Below are 17,227 nucleotides of genomic sequence, written 5' to 3'. Positions count from 1 at the left end.
TGTTGTCCCCCACTCCTATCCCCGCACCCGGCGGGCCGCAACCTCCGGCGGGAGCAATCGACGAAGACATCCCAGGCATCTGGAACGTTCCGGACCCAGACTGCCCTGTGAGATACCCAACTCCCCCGCGATCTCCCGGTAGGTGAGGTCCTTCGGGGAGAGGAGCGCCGCCACGAGCGAGGGGCAACGGCCGGGCAGCCGGCGCACGGCGTCATGCAGGGCCCGGCGCCTGGCGGCGGCGAGGGTGAGCTGCTCGGGCGTGCGATCGTCGTCGGCCGCGGGTTCGGTGACGTACGGCTGCTCCCGACGGGTCGTACGACGGCTGCGGCGGGACTCGGAGCGGACTGCGCGGCGGAGCCAGCCGGACGGGTCGAGGGGCGGACCCTGAGTCTCCAGGTGCTCCAGGAGGCGGAGCCAGACCGCCTGCTCCAGATCGGCCGGTTCCGTACCGGAGGCATGTGCCTCCGCGGAGGCCTCGGCGGTGAGCAGCGGGCTCAGGGCGGTGACCAAGTCGTGCGTCATATGCGGTACGACACGGCCGCCCGGGTCGTGGGTTGCCCGGGCGGCCGTAAGTCACCCCCATCGGGGCTTGTCGGCTCAGGCGTTGACGAAGTCCTCGCGGGCGAGGAGGCCGGTGTCCGGGTTGTCGGTGAAGACGCCGTCGATGCCGGTGGCGAAGTACCGCTTGAAGGCGCCGAAGACGTCTCCGTAGGCGTCCGCGTCGGTGCCCTTGCGGTACTCCGTCGGCAGGAAGGGGTTCTCGTTGCGCATGGTGTAGGGGTGCAGGACCAGCCCCACCTTGTGCGCGTCGGCGACCAGGGAGGTCTCCTTGTCGAGGCTGCCGTCCGCCTTCTTCGTGATGACGAGGTCGAGGGTCGGGCCGATGCCCTGGGCGTAGCCCGCGATCTCCCTGAGGCCCTTGGGGGTGATCAGGTCGGCGACGGTCCGCGGGTCACCCGTCTCCACGAAGTCCCAGGGGCGGGTGCCGGCGGCGGACAGGAGGACGACCAGGGGGTTGTCGACGAGCTTGTTCAGGCGCTGGATGCTGGTCGGCTCGAAGGACTGGAGGATCACCGGAGAGTTGCGCCTGTCCTTGCCGTGCTTGCGCAGCAGCTTCGCGACCCGCTCCTCCAAACCCAGGCCGAGTGCCCGGAAGTAGGTGGGGTGCTTGGTCTCGGGGTAGATCCAGACCTGCTTGCCGCGCTTGCGGGTCTGCTCGTCCTGCCACTTCAGGACTTCCTCGAAGGTGGGGATCTCCCAGCGGCCGTTGTAGAGCGTGTTGTGCGGGCGGTTGGCCGGGATGCGTTCGATCGCGCGGAGCGTCTTGAGCTCGGCGAGTGTGAAGTCCTCGGTGAACCAGCCGGTGGTGGAGACGCCGTCGAGGAGCTTGGTCCTCCTGCGGTCGGCGAACTCCTTGTGGTCGGCGACGTCGGTCGTGCCGCCGATCTCCGGTTCGTGGCGGCAGACGAGGTGGCCGTCCCTGGTGGGGACGAGGTCGCCGGCCTCGACGATGTCGGCACCCAGGTCGAGGGCGAGCTGGTAGGAGCCGAAGGTGTGCTCGGGGCGGTAGCCGCTGGCACCCCGATGGCCGATGACCGTCGGCACCGGCAGGCTCTTCAGCCCGCCGCCACCGTGCCCGGCGGATCCGGCGGTCGCGGCTCTCGCCGTCCCGGACAGACCCAGGACCGCTCCCCCGGCGCCGAACATCGCGGCCCCGAGAAGTGCGCGCCGTCCGGTGCCGTCCGTGTGCTCGTCCTGCGATCCCATGGGGACCCCTCCTGCCGTCGCCTCTTCGCTGCGGGCCGATCGTAGGTCCGGGTCCATGGCGGGCGGGAGACCCGCGGCGGAACACGCGGGTGACAGGGGATGTCGTATGGGAACAGATGTCTGATGGTTCGTCGGCTTCATGGCGGAGACCCGGGGTACGCGTCCACCGGGGCGACCTCCGTCACATCGTTCCGCCCGGGTTTCCGGGAGGCAACGGGGCCCATCCGCAGGTAAACGAGTGTCAACAGTGCGTAAGACCTCGGTGAACCCCGAGCGCCCGATGTGCACGATCCCCCGCGCCGCGAGTAATGTCCTCACCTGCACAGACTCATACAGTTTCCCTGGCCGTTCTCTTGACTCCGGAGGGCCCGTTGTCCCGCTTCGCGCTCATCAAGGCAGTGCTCGGACCGATCATGCGCCTGATGTTCCGCCCACAGGTGGAGGGCGCGGAGCACATCCCGGGTGACGGTCCCGTCATCCTGGCCGGCAACCACCTCACCTTCATCGACTCGATGATCCTTCCGCTGGTCTGCGACCGGCAGGTGTTCTTCATCGGCAAGGACGAGTACGTCACCGGCAAGTCCCTGAAGGGCCGTCTCATGGCCTGGTTCTTCACCGGGGTCGGCATGATCCCGGTGGACCGGGACGGCGGCCGCGGCGGCGTGGCCGCGCTGATGACCGGGCGCCGGGTCCTGGAGGAGGGCAAGGTCTTCGGGATCTACCCCGAGGGGACGCGGTCGCCCGACGGCCGGCTGTACCGGGGGCGTACGGGTATCGCCCGTCTGACGCTGATGACGGGTGCGCCGGTCGTCCCCTTCGCGATGATCGGCACGGACAAGCTGCAGCCGGGCGGGTCCGGGATGCCGCGGCCCGGGCGGGTCACGGTCCGGTTCGGTGAGGCGATGGAGTTCTCGCGGTACGACGGGATGGGCCGGGACCGCTATGTGCTGCGGGCGGTGACGGACTCCGTGATGACCGAGGTCATGCGGCTGTCGGGGCAGGAGTACGTGGACATGTATGCGACGAAGGCGAAGGCCGCGTAGCGGTTCGTTGTCGGGTGCGGCGCCGTGGGGGCTTGTCGCTCCCACGGCGCCGCACGTCGATACGGGCCCGCTCTCCTAAAAGCCCTTGTCCAGCCGTTGGCCCCGCAGCATGAACCAGGCCGCCAGGGCCGTTGCCAGGAGTACCGCCGCGCCTGCGCCTGCCGCGATCGTGAGCCCCTCGACGAAGGACTCCCGGGCCGACGTCAGCATGGCCTGTGCCCCGTCCGGCGACATTCCCCCCGCCGCCTCCACCGCACCGCCCAGGGACTCGTGCGCCTCCTCCGGGGTTCCGGCCGGGGCCGCGAAGCCCCGGTACACGCCCGTCACGATCGAGCCCAGTACGGCGATGCCGAGGGCCGCGCCCAGTTCGTACGCCGTCTCCGAGACCGCCGAGGCGGCTCCCGCCTGTTCCTTCGGGACGCTGGACAGGATCACGTCCGCCGTCACCGTGAACGAGAAGCCCGCGCCCACGCCGACCACCAGCAGGGCGGCGCCCAGCATCGGGTAGCCCGTGGACCCGTCGAGCAGGGTCAGTGAGGCCAGGGCCAGGCCGATGGCGGCAAGCCCTCCGGAGACCACCGCCCGCACCGAGTACCGGCGAGCCACCGTACCCGCGACCAGACCCGCCGCCACCGCTCCCACCGCCGCCGGGAGTTCCGCCAGGCCCGCCTCCAACGGGCCCCTGCCCTGGACGAGTTGAAGGTACTGGGAGAGGAAGAAGACCAGCCCGGAGAGGCCGAGGATGGTCAGCAGGTCGGCCAGAACGGCGCCGCTGAAGCCGTGGTTGCGGAACAGACGCATGTTCAGGAGGGGCGAGGGCAGGGTGAGTTGGCGGCGGACGAAGGTGTACAGAGCTGCCGCTCCCAGGACGCCCGCGGCGACCGGCTCCCAGCCGATGCCGTGTGCGGCGGCCTCCTTGACGGCGTAGACCACCGCGATCACGCCGACCAGGGACAGCGCCACGCTGGCCATGTCCCACGGCCCCGGGTTCGGATCGCGGGACTCGGGCAGGAACTTGATGCCGACGAGGACCAGGACCGCCATCACCGGCAGGTTGATCAGGAAGACCGAGCCCCACCAGAAGTGTTCGAGGAGGAAGCCTCCGACGATCGGGCCGATCGCCGTACCGGCGGAGGCGGTCGCGCCCCAGATGCCGACGGCGAGGCTGCGCTCGCGCGGGTCGTGGAAGAGGTTGCGGATCAGGGCCAGGGTGGCGGGCATCAGCGTCGCGCCGGCGACGCCGAGCAGCGCCCGGGCCAGGATCATGAACTCCGGTGTCGTCGCGTAGGCGTTGAGGACCGATATCGCACCGAACGCCGTGGCGCCCAGCAGCAGGATCCGCTTGCGGCCGATGCGGTCGCCGAGGCTGCCCATCGACACCAGCAGGCCCGCGATGACGAACGAGTAGACGTCACCGATCCACAGGAGCTGGGTGCCGGTCGGCCTGAGGTCCTCGCTGATGTACGGGGTCGCGAGGCCGAGGACGGTCGCGTCGACGGCCACCAGCAGCACGGCGAGCACCAGGACGGACAGCGCGAGCCAACGGCCGGGGCGCTTCACCGCCTCGGTCGTGGTCGCCGGCTGCAGGGTGCTGGTCATGATTCCTCTCTCGGTCGTGCGGGATGACGCAGTGCGCCGCCGAGCAACAGCTCGACGGTCATGTGGTGGAAGTCCTTGGGGGCGCCCTTGCCGCTCTGGAGCATCCAGACGGCGGAGGCGAGCAGGCCGAACAGGGCCTCGGTGAGCCAGGCGGGCGTGAGGTCGATGCGGAACTCGCCGTTCTGCTGGCCACGCCGGAACAGTGCGGAGATGCGGGCGTCGATCCGGGCCCAGCCGTCGTTCTGCTCCTCGCCCTCGAACAGCTGGTTCTCCGTGTAGAGGAAGGCGAGGAGGCCGGCCGCGGACTCGATCTCGCGGACCAGGCGCCGTACGGCCTCGCTCGCCGGCCCCTCCTCCGGGCGGGCGGCCTCCAGTGCCTTCTCGCACTCCTCGATGCCGAGCGCTTCCAGTGCCCGCACCAGCGCGTCGCGCCCGGCGAAGAGGCGGTGCAGCGTGGCCCGGCTGATCCCGGCGGCCTTGGCGACCTCGTCCATGGTCGCGGTGGATTTGCGGGTCAGCAGGGCCGCGGCACTGCGCAGCACGTGGTCACGGTCGACAGCCATGAGACGACTATAGACCACATGAGACATTGTTGTCTCATACTGGGCAAGCTCGTCTCACCTACGACCGTTGATCAGCGGTTTCGTCAGTGCCAGGGCAACTGGGCACGGCGCTCCCAGTACGCGCCCGGCTCCTCCGCCAGCGCCGCGAGCCGGGACAGCTGCTCGTCGTCCAGGTCCACGACGGCCGCGTGCAGGTTGGAGGCCAACTGGCTGATGGTGGCGGCTCCCGAGAGGACCACGCCGGCCCAGGACTGACGGAGGACCAGGGCGAGGGCTACGGCGTCACAGCCCAGGGACGTCTCGGCCGCCACGGCCTTCAGGGCGTCCGGAGCATGCGGTTCGGCGAGCCTGCCGTTGGCCATGCCCTCCTTGACGATCACCGTGAGCCCGGCGCCGTGCGCCTCGGCGAGGGCGGGGCCGGCCGAGGTCTCCAGGGCGTTGTACGTCGACTGGACGGTGCGGAAGAGAGGCTCGCCGCCGACAGTCACCTCCAGTGCGGCGCGGATCGCCTCCGCCTGGGCGGGGCCGCTGGTCGAGAAGCCGATGGTGGTGCCCTGGGCGGCCGCCTCGGCGAGCCTCGCGTGGAGTTCCTTGTCGGTGAGGGCCGGGCTGTCAGGGGTCACCGAGTGGATCTGGTAGAGGTCCAGGCGCTCGCCAAGCAGTTCGGCGGTCTCGGCGCGCTGACGGTCGTACGTCCGGACGCTGTGGTCCTTGATCTCGTGCTTCTCGGCGTCGGTGGTCCAGTCGGCCGTGTAGGTGTAGCCCCACTTGCTGCCGACGACCACGTCGTCGATGTGCGGGTTCCCTGCGAGCCAGTCCGCGAGGAACTCCTCGGAGCGGCCGTAGGAGCGGGCCACGTCGAAGTAGCGGACGCCCTGGACGTAGGCGGCGTCGAGGAGTTCGTGGGTGCGGGTGCGCAGCGTCTCCACGCTGCGGTCCTCTCCGAGGTCTTCGTCCCGGCCGAGGTTGATGTAGCCGGGGCGGCCGACTGCGGCGAGGCCGAGGCCGATGTGGCAGGTGGGGGTGGTGGCGGTGGCAAGGCGAGCGAAGGGCATACCGACAACGTAGCTCGGGATGCCGATTCGCCTCAGGGGGTGGGTCCTACGGTGCGTCGGCGGGTGCGGCGGCGGCGTGGCTGGTCGCGCCCACGCGGCGGAGCCGCAGAAGGTACAGCCCCGCGCGCCTTGAAAGCCGCCCTCGCCCCTAGTTCTTGGCCGTGGCCCACTGATGCTGGAGCGCCAGGTCCGCCTTCACCTCTGCCAGCTGGACCGCCACCGCGCTCGGGGCCGTGCCGCCCCTGGCGTTGCGGGAGGCGAGGGCGCCCGGGACGTTGAGGACCGTGCGGACCTCCGGAGTCAGGTGGGCGGAGATCTTGGCGAACTGCTCGTCCGTCAGGTCGTTCAGTTCCTTGCCCTCGGCCTCCGCCGCCTTGACGCACTCGCCGGCGACCTCGTGGGCCACGCGGAAGGGGACGCCCTGCCTGACCAGCCACTCGGCGATGTCGGTGGCGAGGGAGAAGCCGGCCGGGGCCAGTTCCTCCATGCGGTCGCGGTTGACCGTGAGGGTCGCCATCATCCCGGTGAACGCGGGAAGCAGGACCTCCAGCTGGTCGCAGGAGTCGAAGACGGGCTCCTTGTCCTCCTGGAGGTCGCGGTTGTAGGCGAGGGGCAGGGCCTTGAGCGTGGCCATCAGGCCCGTCAGGTTGCCGATCAGGCGGCCGGACTTGCCGCGCGCCAGCTCCGCGATGTCCGGGTTCTTCTTCTGCGGCATGATCGACGAGCCCGTGGAGAACGCGTCGTGCAGGGTCACGAAGGAAAACTCCTTCGTGTTCCAGATGATGATCTCCTCGGCGATCCGGGAGAGGTTGACGCCGATCATCGCGGTGATGAAGGCGAACTCGGCGACGAAGTCACGGGAGGCCGTGCCGTCGATGGAGTTGCCGACGCTGCCGTGTTCGAAGCCGAGGTCCTTCGCGACCGCCTCCGGGTCAAGGCCCAGGGAGGAACCGGCCAGGGCGCCCGAGCCGTACGGCGACACAGCCGTGCGCTCGTCCCACTGGCGCAGCCGCTCCGCGTCCCGGGACAGCGACTGGACGTGGGCCAGGACGTGGTGCGCGAACAGCACCGGCTGGGCGTGCTGGAGGTGGGTGCGGCCGGGCATCGCCACGTCCGGGTGGGCCTCCGCCAGACCGACCAGCGCGTCCTGGAGCTCGGCGATCAGACCGCCGATGATCCGGGCGTGGTCCCGCAGATACATCCGGAAGAGGGTGGCGATCTGGTCGTTGCGGGAGCGGCCGGCGCGCAGCTTGCCGCCGAGGTCGGGGCCGACGCGCTCCAGCAGGCCCCGCTCCAGGGCGGTGTGGCAGTCCTCGTCGGCGATCGTGCCCACGAAGGAGCCGTCGGCCACGTCCGCTTCGAGCTGGTCGAGCCCCGCGTGCATGCGCTGGAGCTCGTCCTCGCTCAGCAGGCCCGCCTTGTGCAGCACGCGCGCGTGGGCACGCGAACCGGCGATGTCGTACGGCGCGAGCCGCCAGTCGAAGTGGACGGACGCGGACAGCTTCGCCAGCGCCTCGGCGGGACCGTCGGCGAAACGACCGCCCCAGAGCCGGACGTCACCGCTGTTGCTGCTCACTTCGTTGCTCCTCACCGCCGACCTCAACGTCATGCATGATTATGCAGAGTGCTGCATGATTCGTCAATCTGGGGCGCGAGCGGCGAGGAATTTGCGCTCCCTTTGAACACGGGAAACCGCTTGCCCGTACTTCCCGCCGAACGCAGGCGCCGCGTTTGTCAACACAGACCACTCCCGACCCCGAGTGAGGCATCCGCATGTCCAGGGCTCTTCCGAAGTACAACAAGCGCCGCGTGGCGATCATCGGCGGCGCCGCCGCCGTGGCACTGACCGGGGCGATCGTCGCCGGTACCGCCCTCGCCGGGGAGACCTCCAAGGGCAGCACCGCCACCGCCCGCACGCTGGCCGCCTCCGGCAGCATCACGTGCCCGGACGTGGCCTCGCAGCTGCCCGCGATCCCCGCGACCGCGCAGGCCGAGGTCGACCGCAACCTGGCGCTGCTCAACACGCAGATCGCCGAGGCCAACAAGCGGCTCGTCGACACGGTCGGCCAGGGCGGAGCCAACTTCGTCCAGAACGCGATCCTCGGCCCGCTGGCCGACAAGCGGAAGTCGACCATCGACCGCATCGCCATCTCCATCGGCCGTACCGCAGAGAAGCCGCAGGGCCTCGACTCCCTGGCCACCTGCGCCCTCAACGTCGGCGGCGCGGCCGACACCGGTGCGGGTGCGGGCGAGGAGGCCGGGGCCGGCGCGGAGGCGGAGGCCACACCGAGCGAGGCGGCCGGTGCCGAGGAGACCGGGAACGCGGGGGACGCAGGGAACGCGGGCGACGCGGGTGAGGCCGCCGGCGCGGGCGCCATCTCCTGCCCCGACGTGGCCTCGCAGCTGCCCGCGATCCCCGCGACCGCGCAGGCCGAGGTCGACCGCAACCTGGCGCTGCTCAACACGCAGATCGCCGAGGCCAACAAGCGGCTCGTCGACACGGTCGGCCAGGGCGGAGCCAACTTCGTCCAGAACGCGATCCTCGGCCCGCTGGCCGACAAGCGGAAGTCGACCATCGACCGCATCGCCATCTCCATCGGCCGTACCGCGGAGAAGCCGCAGGGCCTCGACTCCCTGGCCGCCTGCACGCTCACCAAGTGACGTGACAGGCGCTGTGGCCGCCCCGTGTGAACGCCGACCGGGGCGGCCACGGGCGTCGTCGAGCAGATCGACGCCCGAATTCCTTAGACAGGCGAAAGGTATGCGCTCATAATCCTTAGATATGGGAAAGACTTATGAGCGCATAGACGGCCGGCTCCGCACCTTCATCGAGGCGCAGCCCCTCTTCTTCACCGCGACCGCTCCCCTGTCGGGCGACGGCACGGTCAACCTCTCCCCCAAGGGGCTGCGCGGCTGTTTCGCGGTCCTCGACGAACTCACCGTGGCCTACCTCGACTTCGCCGGGTCCACCGCCGAGACGGTCGCGCATCTGCGGGAGAACGGCCGGATCACCCTCATGTGGTGCGCGTTCCAGGGGCCGCCGAACATCGTCCGGGTGCACGGACGCGGCGAGCCGGTCTTCCGGGACGATCCGCGCTTCAAGGAACTGCTCGCGCACTTCCCGGACATCGACCCGTCCCTGCACGGACTGCGGGCGATCGTCGTCGTGACGGCCGAACTGATCCGTGACTCCTGCGGGTACGCGGTGCCGTACATGGCGTACGAAGGCGACCGCGAGCTGCACGGCAAGCGGTTCGCGCGCGAGGACGACGAGTCGCTGAGCGCCTACTTCGCCAAGAAGGACCACATCGCCACGAGCCTGGACGGACTGCCCGGGCTGCCGTTGCCGCTGCCGCCGTCCGCGGTCTGACTCAGTCGTCGCCGAGCCGGACGGTGAAGGTCGTCGATCCCGGCGCGCTCTCCAGTGTCACGCTGCCCCCGTGCGCCTCCACCACCGCGGCCACGATCGACAGGCCCAGGCCCGCGCCGCCGGTCTCCGCCTTGGTGCTGCGATCGGCGCGGGTGAAGCGCTCGAAGACGCCCGGCCGGATGTCCTCGGGGATGCCGGGGCCGTCGTCGTGGACCTTCAACAGCACGGCGGTGGCGTCGGTCTCCAGGGTCACCGTCACCTTGGTGCCGGCCGGGGTGTGCAGGCGGGCGTTGGACAGCAGGTTGGCCAGGACTTGGTGGAGGCGGTGTTCGTCGCCCGTCACCGTGACCGGGTCCTCCGGGAGGTCCAGCTCCCAGCGGTGACCGGAACCGGTGGCCCGCGCGTCCGTGAGGGCGTCGAGGACCAGGCGGGTGAGGTCGACGGGGGCGGCCTCCAGGGGGCGGCCCGCGTCCAGGCGGGCCAGCAGGAGCAGGTCGTCGACCATGGCGCCCATGCGGGTCGACTCGGCGGCGATGCGCTCCAGGGCCCGGGTGATCTCGGGCGGCAGCGGGCCCGGGTGCAGCAGGGCGAGTTCGGCGTGGCCGCGCACCGAGGCGACCGGGGTGCGCAGTTCGTGGCTGGCGTCGGCGGCGAAGCTGCGTAGCCGTTCCTCGCTGGCGTGGCGTTTGGTGAGGGCGTCCTCGACATGGCCGAGCATGCGGTTGAAGGCGCCGGCGACCCGGCCCACCTCACTGCGCGGATCAATTTCCGGGGCGCGCGGTGGGAGGGCCACCTCCCCGCTCGCGAGCGGGAGTTCGCTGACCCGGGTGGCGGTCGCGGCGACCCGGCTCAGCGGGCGCAGGGACCAGCGCACCCACAGGGCGCCCGCTACGCCGGCGGCGGTGAGGGCGGCACCGAAGACGATTCCGCCGACCAGTTCCAGGCGGTGGACGGTGGCCTCGACGGGCTCCAGGGGCAGGCCGGTGACCAGGATGTCGCCGTCGAGGCCCCGGGTGGCAAGGAGCCGGTAGCCGCCCAGGGCGGCGAAGTCGACGCTGTGGCCCCTGCCGTCGACTGGGACGGCGGCGAGCCGTTTCCGGTCGCGGGCGGTGAGGTCGACGTTCAGGGTGCCGCTCGAGCGGACGACCGCGGCGTCGGTCACGGTGTCGTTCACGAGCCGGGCGCCGAACGTGCCCGTCGCCTGCCGACGGGTGTCGCCGTGCTCGTCGCCGTCGTGATCGTCTTTTTGGGGCTTCCCCTTGAGTTCCAGGCTCACGGCGAAGCGGTTCCCGGCCTCGGTCAGCTGCTCGTCGAGACGGTTGGTGAGGAAGCCGCTCAGGGCGAGGACCGCGGCCACTCCGACCGCGGCGCAGCTCACTGCCAGCAGCACCACGAGGCCGAGGGTGAGCCGGGCCCGCAGTGTGTGCGGCCGCAGGTCCCTCACGGCGTCACCGGCTTGATCACGTATCCCGCCCCGCGCACGGTGTGGATCATCGGCTCGCGGCCGGCGTCCACCTTCTTGCGCAGGTAGGAGATGTACAGCTCGACGACATGGGCGCGGCCGCCGAAGTCGTAGGACCACACCCGGTCGAGGATCTGCGCCTTGCTGAGGACGCGGCGCGGGTTGCGCATGAGGAACCGCAGCAGCTCGAACTCGGTCGGCGACAGTTCGATCAGCTCGCCGGCGCGGGTGACCTCGCGGGCCTCCTCGTCCATGACCAGGTCGCCCACGGCCAGCCGGGGGCCCTCGTCGAGCTGGCGGGCCATGCCCGCGCGGCGCAGGAGTCCGCGCAGCCGAGCGACGACCTCCTCCAGGCTGAACGGCTTGGTCACGTAGTCGTCGCCGCCCGCCGTGATGCCCTTGATCCGGTCCTCGACCGCGTCCCGGGCGGTCAGGAAGAGCACGCAGACGTCGGCCTTCACGGTGTGCAGGGCGCGCAGTACGGCGAAGCCGTCGGTGTCCGGGAGCATCACGTCCAGGACCACGGCGTCGGGCAGCAGCTCCCGGGCCGCGGTGACCGCCGAGGCCCCGTCGCCGGCCGTGCGGACTTGCCAGCCCTCGTAGCGCAGGGCGCCGGAGAGGACTTCGGCGAGGTCGGGGTCGTCGTCGACGACGAGGACGCGCAGCGGGGTGCCGTCGGGGCGGGTGAGGGCGGGGCGGCCGGAGCGAGCGATGTTCATGTCCTCTCCAGCATCACCCCTGGCCGGAGCGGCGGGGGCCCCGGAAAGCTCTGAGTTTCCTCTGAGTGCGCTCTGCGGGGTGCCCGTTCAGAGGGTCCTGAGAAGTTCGCCTTGCACAGTTGCGTCCCGGACAGGCGAGAGGACGCACCTATGACGACCGTGTACGAGCGGCGGGCCGCACCGGCCGTGGCGCCGCCCGCGCGACGCTCCCCCGCGGGTGCCGTACTGGCCCTGCTGTGGGCCGGGGCGGCGGCCGTGATCGCCCTGTGGTGGGCGGACACAGGTTCCGTGGTCGGTGCGGCCGGGTGGCTGACCGGCGGCGGACGGATCGCCGGGCTGCTGTGCGGGTACGCCTGCGCGGTACTGGTGGGTCTCATGGCGCGCGTCCCGCTGCTGGAGGAGCGGATCGGCTCGGACCGGGTGGCGCGCTGGCACGCGATGGCCGGCCGCTACACCGTCTGCCTGCTGCTCGCGCACATCGGGCTGGTCCTCGCCGGGTACGCCGCCCAGGACAGTGCCTCGCTGTGGCACGAGACGGTCACCGTGGTCCTGGACTATCCGGAGATGCTCAAGGCGACCGCCGGCACGGTGATCCTCCTCGCGGTCGGCGTCACCTCCGCGCGCGCGGTGCGCCGCCGTACCGGCCACGAGTTCTGGTACTACGTCCATCTCCTCACGTACGCGGCCGTGTTCCTCGTCTTCGGCCACCAACTGGCCCTCGGCAACGACCTGAGCGGGAACGCCGTGGCCACGGCCGCCTGGTACACGCTGTACCTGGGAGTCGCGGCCCTGGTCCTGTGGTTCCGGATCCTCGCCCCGGTGCGGCTGAACCTGCGGCACCGGCTGCGCGTGGAGTCCGTGCACCAGGAGGCGCCGGGTGTGTGGTCCGTCGTCGTGCACGGCCGGGACCTCGACCGACTGGGCGCGCGGGCCGGGCAGTTCTTCCGCTGGCGGTTCCTCGCCGACGGTCTGCGGTGGACGTCGACGCCGTACTCCCTGTCGGCGCCGCCCCGCCCCGACCGCATGCGCATCACGGTCAAGGCGCTCGGCGGCCACAGCGCGGCCGTGGCGTTGCTGCGGCCGGGCACGCGGGTGTGGGCGGAGGGGCCGTACGGCTCCCTGACCGGGGACCGGCAAACCTCCTCCAGGTCGCTGCTGATCGCGGGCGGGGTCGGCATCACCCCGCTGCGGGCGCTGTTCGAGACCCTGCCGGGCGAGGTCACCCTCCTGTACCGGGCGCGCACGGTCGAGGACCTCGCGCTGGGCGGGGAGTTGGAGGCCGTCGCGCGATGGCGCGGGGCGAAGGTGCACTACCTGCTCAACGGACCCCAGGGGCAACGGCCGCGGATCACCGCCGAGTCGCTGCGGTCGGCCGTCCCCGACCTGGCCGGTCACGACGTCTACCTCTGCGGCCCGCACGGCTTCGCCCGGGAGCTGTACGAGGAGTTGCGCGCCGCGGGAGTTCCCGATCGCCGTATCCACCACGAATCCTTCGAGCTGTGAGGCCTCACCCGTGCACGCGTTGAAGAAGAACCGCCCGCTGCGCCGGATCGTGCTGGCGAGCGCCGCCACCGTCTCCGGCATGGTGATGCTGCTGTCGCTGAAGCCGCACAGCACGCCTGCCGTCGCCCTGACGACCCGGTCCACCGCCCCCGCGGTCACGGGAACCCGGACCGTCACCGGCGACTCCGTCCAGACCCGCTGGGGGCCGGTCCAGGTCCGCATCACCCTCAAGGACGGCAAGCTCACCGAGGTCACGGCGGTCACCTACCCGACGGACAACCCGCGGGACCAGGAGATCAACAGCTACGCCCTGCCCCGGCTGCGGAGCGAGGCCCTCCAGGCCCAGAGCGCGGACATCGACACGGTCTCGGGGGCCACCTACACGAGCGACGGTTACCGCCAGTCACTCCAGTCCGCACTGGACTCCGCGGGCAGCTGAACACACCGGCGTCACGGCACGTATCTGAGGACCAAGGGACCACGCCCACCCCCCTTGCCCCCGTCCCCGGAGGAAACGTGACCACGACGCTCGCAGGCGGCCGCGCCGCCCGCCGCCAGACGATGCGCCGCATCCGCCCGCGCCGTTCCCCGGCGACCGTCCTACTGCTCGCCGTATGGGCGGGCGCGGCAGGTGTGCTGTGGCTGTGGTGGCACAACACACCGTCCGTCGCCGACGACAACAGCAAGATCCTCAACGCGGGCCGGATCACCGGTCTGCTGGCCGGCTATCTGATGGCGCTCGTGGTGCTCCAGATGGCCCGGGTGCCCGCGCTGGAACGCCGCGTCGGCTCCGACCGGGTCGCCCGCTGGCACGCGATGACCGGCCGCTACACGCTCTGTCTGGTCGTCGCCCACGTCTTCCTGATCATGTGGGGTTACGCCCTTCAGGCCGGCAAGGGGCTCGGCGACATCGTCCAGCAGACGATGGACTCCATCAACCAGCTGCCGGACATGGGCAAGGCGGCCATCGGCACCGGTCTGCTGTTCGTCATCGGCCTGATGTCGATCGGCGGGGTCCGCCGCAGGATCCCGTACGACACCTGGTACCACGTGCACCTGCTGACGTACGCGGCGGTCTTCCTGACCTTCTGGCACCAGCTGACCACCGGCAACGACTTCGCGGTCGAGCCGGTCGCCAAGACCGTCTGGTACGCGCTGTACGGCTCGGTCACCGCGCTGGTGCTCTGGTACCGGATCCTCACCCCGATCCGGCTGAACCTGCGGCACCGGATGTACGTCGAGGCGGTCGTCGAGGAGACGCCGGGCGTGGTGTCCGTGCTGATCGGCGGGCGCAAGCTGCACCGGATGGGCGCGGAGGCCGGCCAGTTCTTCCGCTGGCGCTTCCTCGCGCCGGGCATGCGGTTCAGCTCCCACCCGTACTCGCTTTCCGCGGCCCCCCGTCCGGGCATGCTCCGGATCACGGTGAAGGCGATCGGCGACCACAGCGAGAGGCTGCGCGAGCTGGTGCCCGGCACCAAGGTGTGGGCCGAGGGGCCGTACGGCGCCCTGACCGCCCAGCGGCGCAGCCGCGGCAAGGTGCTGCTGGTGGCCGGCGGTGTCGGCATCACGCCGATGCGGGCCCTGTTCGAGACGCTGCCGGGCGCGGCCGGTGACATCACCCTGCTGTACCGGGCCAACACCACCCAGGACCTGGCCCTGTGGGACGAGCTCTCCGCCATCGCGGACGAGCGCGGCGCCCGCCTGATGTACGCGGTGAACAGCCCGGACGGGGAGCGCCCGGACATCTCCGCGGAGTCCCTCCAGCGCAAGCTCCCCGACATCGACAAGCACGACGTGTTCATGTGCGGGCCGAACGGTTTCGCGCAGTCCGTGTACGAAGCACTGCGCGGCGCGGGTGTGCCCGCCCGCCGCATCCATCACGAGTCGTTCGAGATGTGACGACGGGAATTCAGGAGCTGTTGAAGCGATGAGGAAGAGTCACCCCGTCCGTCGAGTCGTGCTCGCGACCGCCGCCACCGTCTCCGGTGTCGTGCTGCTGCTGTCGCTGAAGCCGTCCTCGGACCCTGCGTCCGCCCAGGCGGGCGGTGCGGTTCCGCAGCAGACGGCGGCAGCGCAGGAGTCGGCCCAGGGCGGCACCGGGGCGGCCGCCGGCGGCGCGGTCACCGGGGACGTGGTCCAGACCCAGTACGGTCCCGTCCAGGTCCGTATCACCGTCAGCGGCAACAAGATCACCAAGGCCGAGGCGGTGCAGGCGCCCAAGGGCGGCGAGAGCGACCAGAAGACCGCCCTGTCGGTGCCGAAGCTCAACCAGGCCGTGGTCGCCAAGCAGAGCCCGGAGATCGACACGGTCTCCGGGGCGACCTACACGAGCGAGGGCTACAAGAAGTCGCTCCAGTCGGCGATCGACAAGGCGAACCAGGCCGCCTCCCAGGCCCAGCCGTCGGCGCAGCCGTCCCAGCCCGCCGGCGGCGCGGCGGCCGCCAAGACGGTGACCGGTGCCGTGTCGCAGACGCAGTACGGCCCGGTCCAGGTCCGTATCACCGTCAGCGGCGGCAAGGTCACCAAGGCCGAGGCCGTGCAGGCGCCGAAGGGCGGGACGAGCGACCAGAAGACGGCGCTGTCCATTCCGAAGCTCAACCAGGAGGCGGTGGCGGCCGGCAGCGCGGACATCGACTCGGTGTCGGGTGCCACCTACACCAGCGAGGGCTACAAGAAGTCGCTGCAGTCCGCGCTGGACCAGGCCGGTGGCTGACACGGTGGCCGAGCCGGCACAAGCTCCCGCCGCGGTACGTCACGCGGAGGAGGTCATGGGGACGGTCTTCTCCTTCGACGTCCGCGGCGGGGAACCTCTTGCCGTTCAGGCGGCACTGCGGGAGGCGGTGGCGGGACTGCACCGCGTGAACGAGGTGTTCAGCACCTACCGCGACGACAGCCAGGTCTCCCGCCTGGCCCGCGGTGAGCTGGCCCTGGACGACTGCGATCCCGAGGTCGCCGAGGTCCTCGAACTCGGCGCCGAGGCCGAGCGGTCGAGCGACGGCTGGTTCAGCCTGCGCTACGAGGGCCGCCTCGACCCCACCGGCATCGTCAAGGGCTGGGCGGTGGAACGTGCGGCCCGCCGCGTCGCCGAGTCGGGCGCGACGGGCGTCAGCGTCAACGGCGGCGGAGACGTCCAACTGCTGGGCGTACCGGGCCCGGAACGCCCCTGGCGGGTAGGCGTGTCGGACCCCCTGCGCCCCGGCGGCCTGGCGGCCGTGGTCTCGGCGGCGGGTGCGGCGGAGCTGGCCGTGGCGACGTCCGGCACGGCCGAACGCGGCGCCCACATCGTCGACCCCCGCACGGGCCGCTCCGCGGTGACGGACCTGCTGGCGGTGACGGTGGTCGCCCCGACCGTGACCTGGGCGGACTGCTGGGCGACGGCGGCCTTCGCGATGGGTTCGAGGGAGGGCCTGGCGTGGCTGGAGTCCTTGCCGGACGTGGAGGCGTTGCTGATCACGGCGGGAGATGAGGTCAGGTGTACAGGGGGCCTGGCAGCTCGACTCGGGTGAGTCGGTCTGCCCAGGGGCGCGGGGCTGTGTCGATTTGCGGCTCCGCCGCGTGGGCGCGACCAGCCCCCACGAACCCGCACCCGACCGACGACCTCAATGCCCGTTCTGAGCCAACCGCAACAAATGCTCGGCCAGCGCCTGCCCACCCGTAGGGTTCCGGCTGATCAACATCAACGTGTCGTCACCGGCAATCGTCCCCAAGATGTCGTGCAGCTCGGCCTGATCAATCGCCGACGCCAAGAACTGCGCAGCCCCCGGAGGGGTCCGCAGGACCACGAGATTCGCCGAAGCCTCCGCGGAGATCAGCAGCTCCTGTGAGAGCCGCCGCATCCGCTCCTCCTTGGCGGACTCCCCCAACGGCGCCCGAGGGGTCCGGAAACCCCCCTCACTGGGCACCGCGTAGATGAGGTCCCCGTCGTTGTTGCGGATCTTCACCGCGTTCAGCTCGTCGAGGTCCCGGGAGAGCGTCGCCTGTGTGACGCTCAGCCCGTCGTCGGACAGCAGCTTCGCCAACTGGCTCTGCGACCGCACCGGTTGCCGGTTGAGGATGTCCACGATCCGGCGGTGGCGCGCGGTACGCGTCTGCGGCACCGCGGGCCCCGCGACCCCGTTGTGCTCGTGATCCTGCGCATGGCTCATC

Annotated in this window: 17 protein-coding genes; 8 read left to right on the top strand and 9 right to left on the bottom strand. The window is 71.0% G+C overall.

Translation table 11 applies throughout. The annotated features are described in order from the left end of the window. Positions 1-15: 15 nt before the first annotated feature. The gene (locus tag ACZ39I_RS27965) at positions 16-522 is read right to left on the bottom strand and encodes a sigma-70 family RNA polymerase sigma factor (RefSeq protein ID WP_467247374.1); all 507 of its coding nucleotides are present in this window, start codon (positions 520-522) and stop codon (positions 16-18) included. Positions 523-597: 75 nt separating this feature from the next. Beyond that, positions 598-1,767 carry a glycerophosphodiester phosphodiesterase gene (locus ACZ39I_RS27960; protein ID WP_467247372.1) on the bottom strand — a complete coding sequence of 390 codons (1,170 nt, stop codon included), beginning with the start codon at positions 1,765-1,767 and terminating at the stop codon, positions 598-600. Between the two features lie 371 nt (positions 1,768-2,138). Here ACZ39I_RS27960 and ACZ39I_RS27955 point away from each other — a divergent pair, with 371 nt between their 5' ends. Further along, positions 2,139-2,810 (top strand): lysophospholipid acyltransferase family protein, encoded by a 672-nt coding sequence (locus tag ACZ39I_RS27955; protein WP_467247370.1) that lies wholly within the window; start codon positions 2,139-2,141, stop codon positions 2,808-2,810. A 75-nt stretch (positions 2,811-2,885) separates the two neighbouring features. Here the strand turns inward: ACZ39I_RS27955 and ACZ39I_RS27950 are convergent, their stop codons facing one another. From ACZ39I_RS27950 to argH, 4 genes are all read right to left on the bottom strand, one after another. Further along, entirely contained in the window at positions 2,886-4,409 is a 1,524-nt protein-coding gene (locus ACZ39I_RS27950; protein ID WP_467247369.1) for an MFS transporter, read from the bottom strand. Next, entirely contained in the window at positions 4,406-4,972 is a 567-nt protein-coding gene (locus ACZ39I_RS27945) for a TetR/AcrR family transcriptional regulator (protein ID WP_403658797.1), read from the bottom strand. Before ACZ39I_RS27945 ends, ACZ39I_RS27950 begins: the two co-directional genes overlap by 4 nt. 83 nt (positions 4,973-5,055) lie before the next feature. Then, positions 5,056-6,027: an aldo/keto reductase gene (locus ACZ39I_RS27940; protein WP_467247368.1), complete on the bottom strand. Its 972-nt coding sequence runs from the start codon at positions 6,025-6,027 to the stop codon at positions 5,056-5,058. Positions 6,028-6,175: 148 nt separating this feature from the next. Further along, the gene (argH, locus tag ACZ39I_RS27935; RefSeq protein ID WP_467247366.1) at positions 6,176-7,603 is read right to left on the bottom strand and encodes an argininosuccinate lyase; all 1,428 of its coding nucleotides are present in this window, start codon (positions 7,601-7,603) and stop codon (positions 6,176-6,178) included. Between the two features lie 197 nt (positions 7,604-7,800). On the opposite strand from argH, the gene ACZ39I_RS27930 reads away from it, so the two are divergent. Together ACZ39I_RS27930 and ACZ39I_RS27925 are read left to right on the top strand one after the other, a co-directional pair. After that, positions 7,801-8,688: a hypothetical protein gene (locus ACZ39I_RS27930; RefSeq protein ID WP_467247364.1), complete on the top strand. Its 888-nt coding sequence runs from the start codon at positions 7,801-7,803 to the stop codon at positions 8,686-8,688. A gap of 121 nt (positions 8,689-8,809) precedes the next feature. Further along, the gene (locus ACZ39I_RS27925) at positions 8,810-9,397 is read left to right on the top strand and encodes a pyridoxamine 5'-phosphate oxidase family protein (RefSeq protein ID WP_467247362.1); all 588 of its coding nucleotides are present in this window, start codon (positions 8,810-8,812) and stop codon (positions 9,395-9,397) included. 1 nt (position 9,398) lies between these two features. Here the strand turns inward: ACZ39I_RS27925 and ACZ39I_RS27920 are convergent, their stop codons facing one another. Both ACZ39I_RS27920 and ACZ39I_RS27915 read right to left on the bottom strand, forming a co-directional pair. Then, positions 9,399-10,841 carry a sensor histidine kinase gene (locus tag ACZ39I_RS27920; RefSeq protein WP_467247360.1) on the bottom strand — a complete coding sequence of 481 codons (1,443 nt, stop codon included), beginning with the start codon at positions 10,839-10,841 and terminating at the stop codon, positions 9,399-9,401. Beyond that, entirely contained in the window at positions 10,838-11,578 is a 741-nt protein-coding gene (locus ACZ39I_RS27915; protein WP_467247358.1) for a response regulator transcription factor, read from the bottom strand. The genes ACZ39I_RS27920 and ACZ39I_RS27915 overlap by 4 nt, the downstream gene beginning before the upstream one ends. 150 nt (positions 11,579-11,728) lie before the next feature. On the opposite strand from ACZ39I_RS27915, the gene ACZ39I_RS27910 reads away from it, so the two are divergent. The 5 genes from ACZ39I_RS27910 to ACZ39I_RS27890 all read left to right on the top strand — a co-directional run bounded on the left by ACZ39I_RS27910 (position 11,729) and on the right by ACZ39I_RS27890 (position 16,587). Beyond that, a complete protein-coding gene (locus ACZ39I_RS27910) occupies positions 11,729-13,081 on the top strand; it encodes a ferredoxin reductase family protein (protein WP_467247356.1) in 1,353 nt (450 codons plus the stop codon). Between the two features lie 10 nt (positions 13,082-13,091). Further along, the gene (locus tag ACZ39I_RS27905; protein WP_467247354.1) at positions 13,092-13,520 is read left to right on the top strand and encodes an FMN-binding protein; all 429 of its coding nucleotides are present in this window, start codon (positions 13,092-13,094) and stop codon (positions 13,518-13,520) included. 77 nt (positions 13,521-13,597) lie between these two features. Continuing rightward, positions 13,598-14,980 carry a ferredoxin reductase family protein gene (locus ACZ39I_RS27900; RefSeq protein WP_467247352.1) on the top strand — a complete coding sequence of 461 codons (1,383 nt, stop codon included), beginning with the start codon at positions 13,598-13,600 and terminating at the stop codon, positions 14,978-14,980. A 28-nt stretch (positions 14,981-15,008) separates the two neighbouring features. Continuing rightward, entirely contained in the window at positions 15,009-15,794 is a 786-nt protein-coding gene (locus ACZ39I_RS27895) for an FMN-binding protein (protein ID WP_467247350.1), read from the top strand. Continuing rightward, complete coding sequence (locus ACZ39I_RS27890) at positions 15,787-16,587, top strand: FAD:protein FMN transferase (protein WP_467247348.1); 801 nt, start codon at positions 15,787-15,789, stop codon at positions 16,585-16,587. Before ACZ39I_RS27895 ends, ACZ39I_RS27890 begins: the two co-directional genes overlap by 8 nt. A gap of 93 nt (positions 16,588-16,680) precedes the next feature. On the opposite strand, the gene ACZ39I_RS27885 is transcribed toward ACZ39I_RS27890, so the two are convergent. Beyond that, positions 16,681-17,226 (bottom strand): arginine repressor, encoded by a 546-nt coding sequence (locus tag ACZ39I_RS27885; protein ID WP_069761381.1) that lies wholly within the window; start codon positions 17,224-17,226, stop codon positions 16,681-16,683. Position 17,227 lies beyond the last annotated feature (1 nt).

It is taken from the genome of Streptomyces sp. NPDC024687 (genome assembly GCF_055559055.1).
Note: the sequence above shows the minus strand (reverse complement) of the source record. Positions and strands in the feature narration are given on the sequence as shown.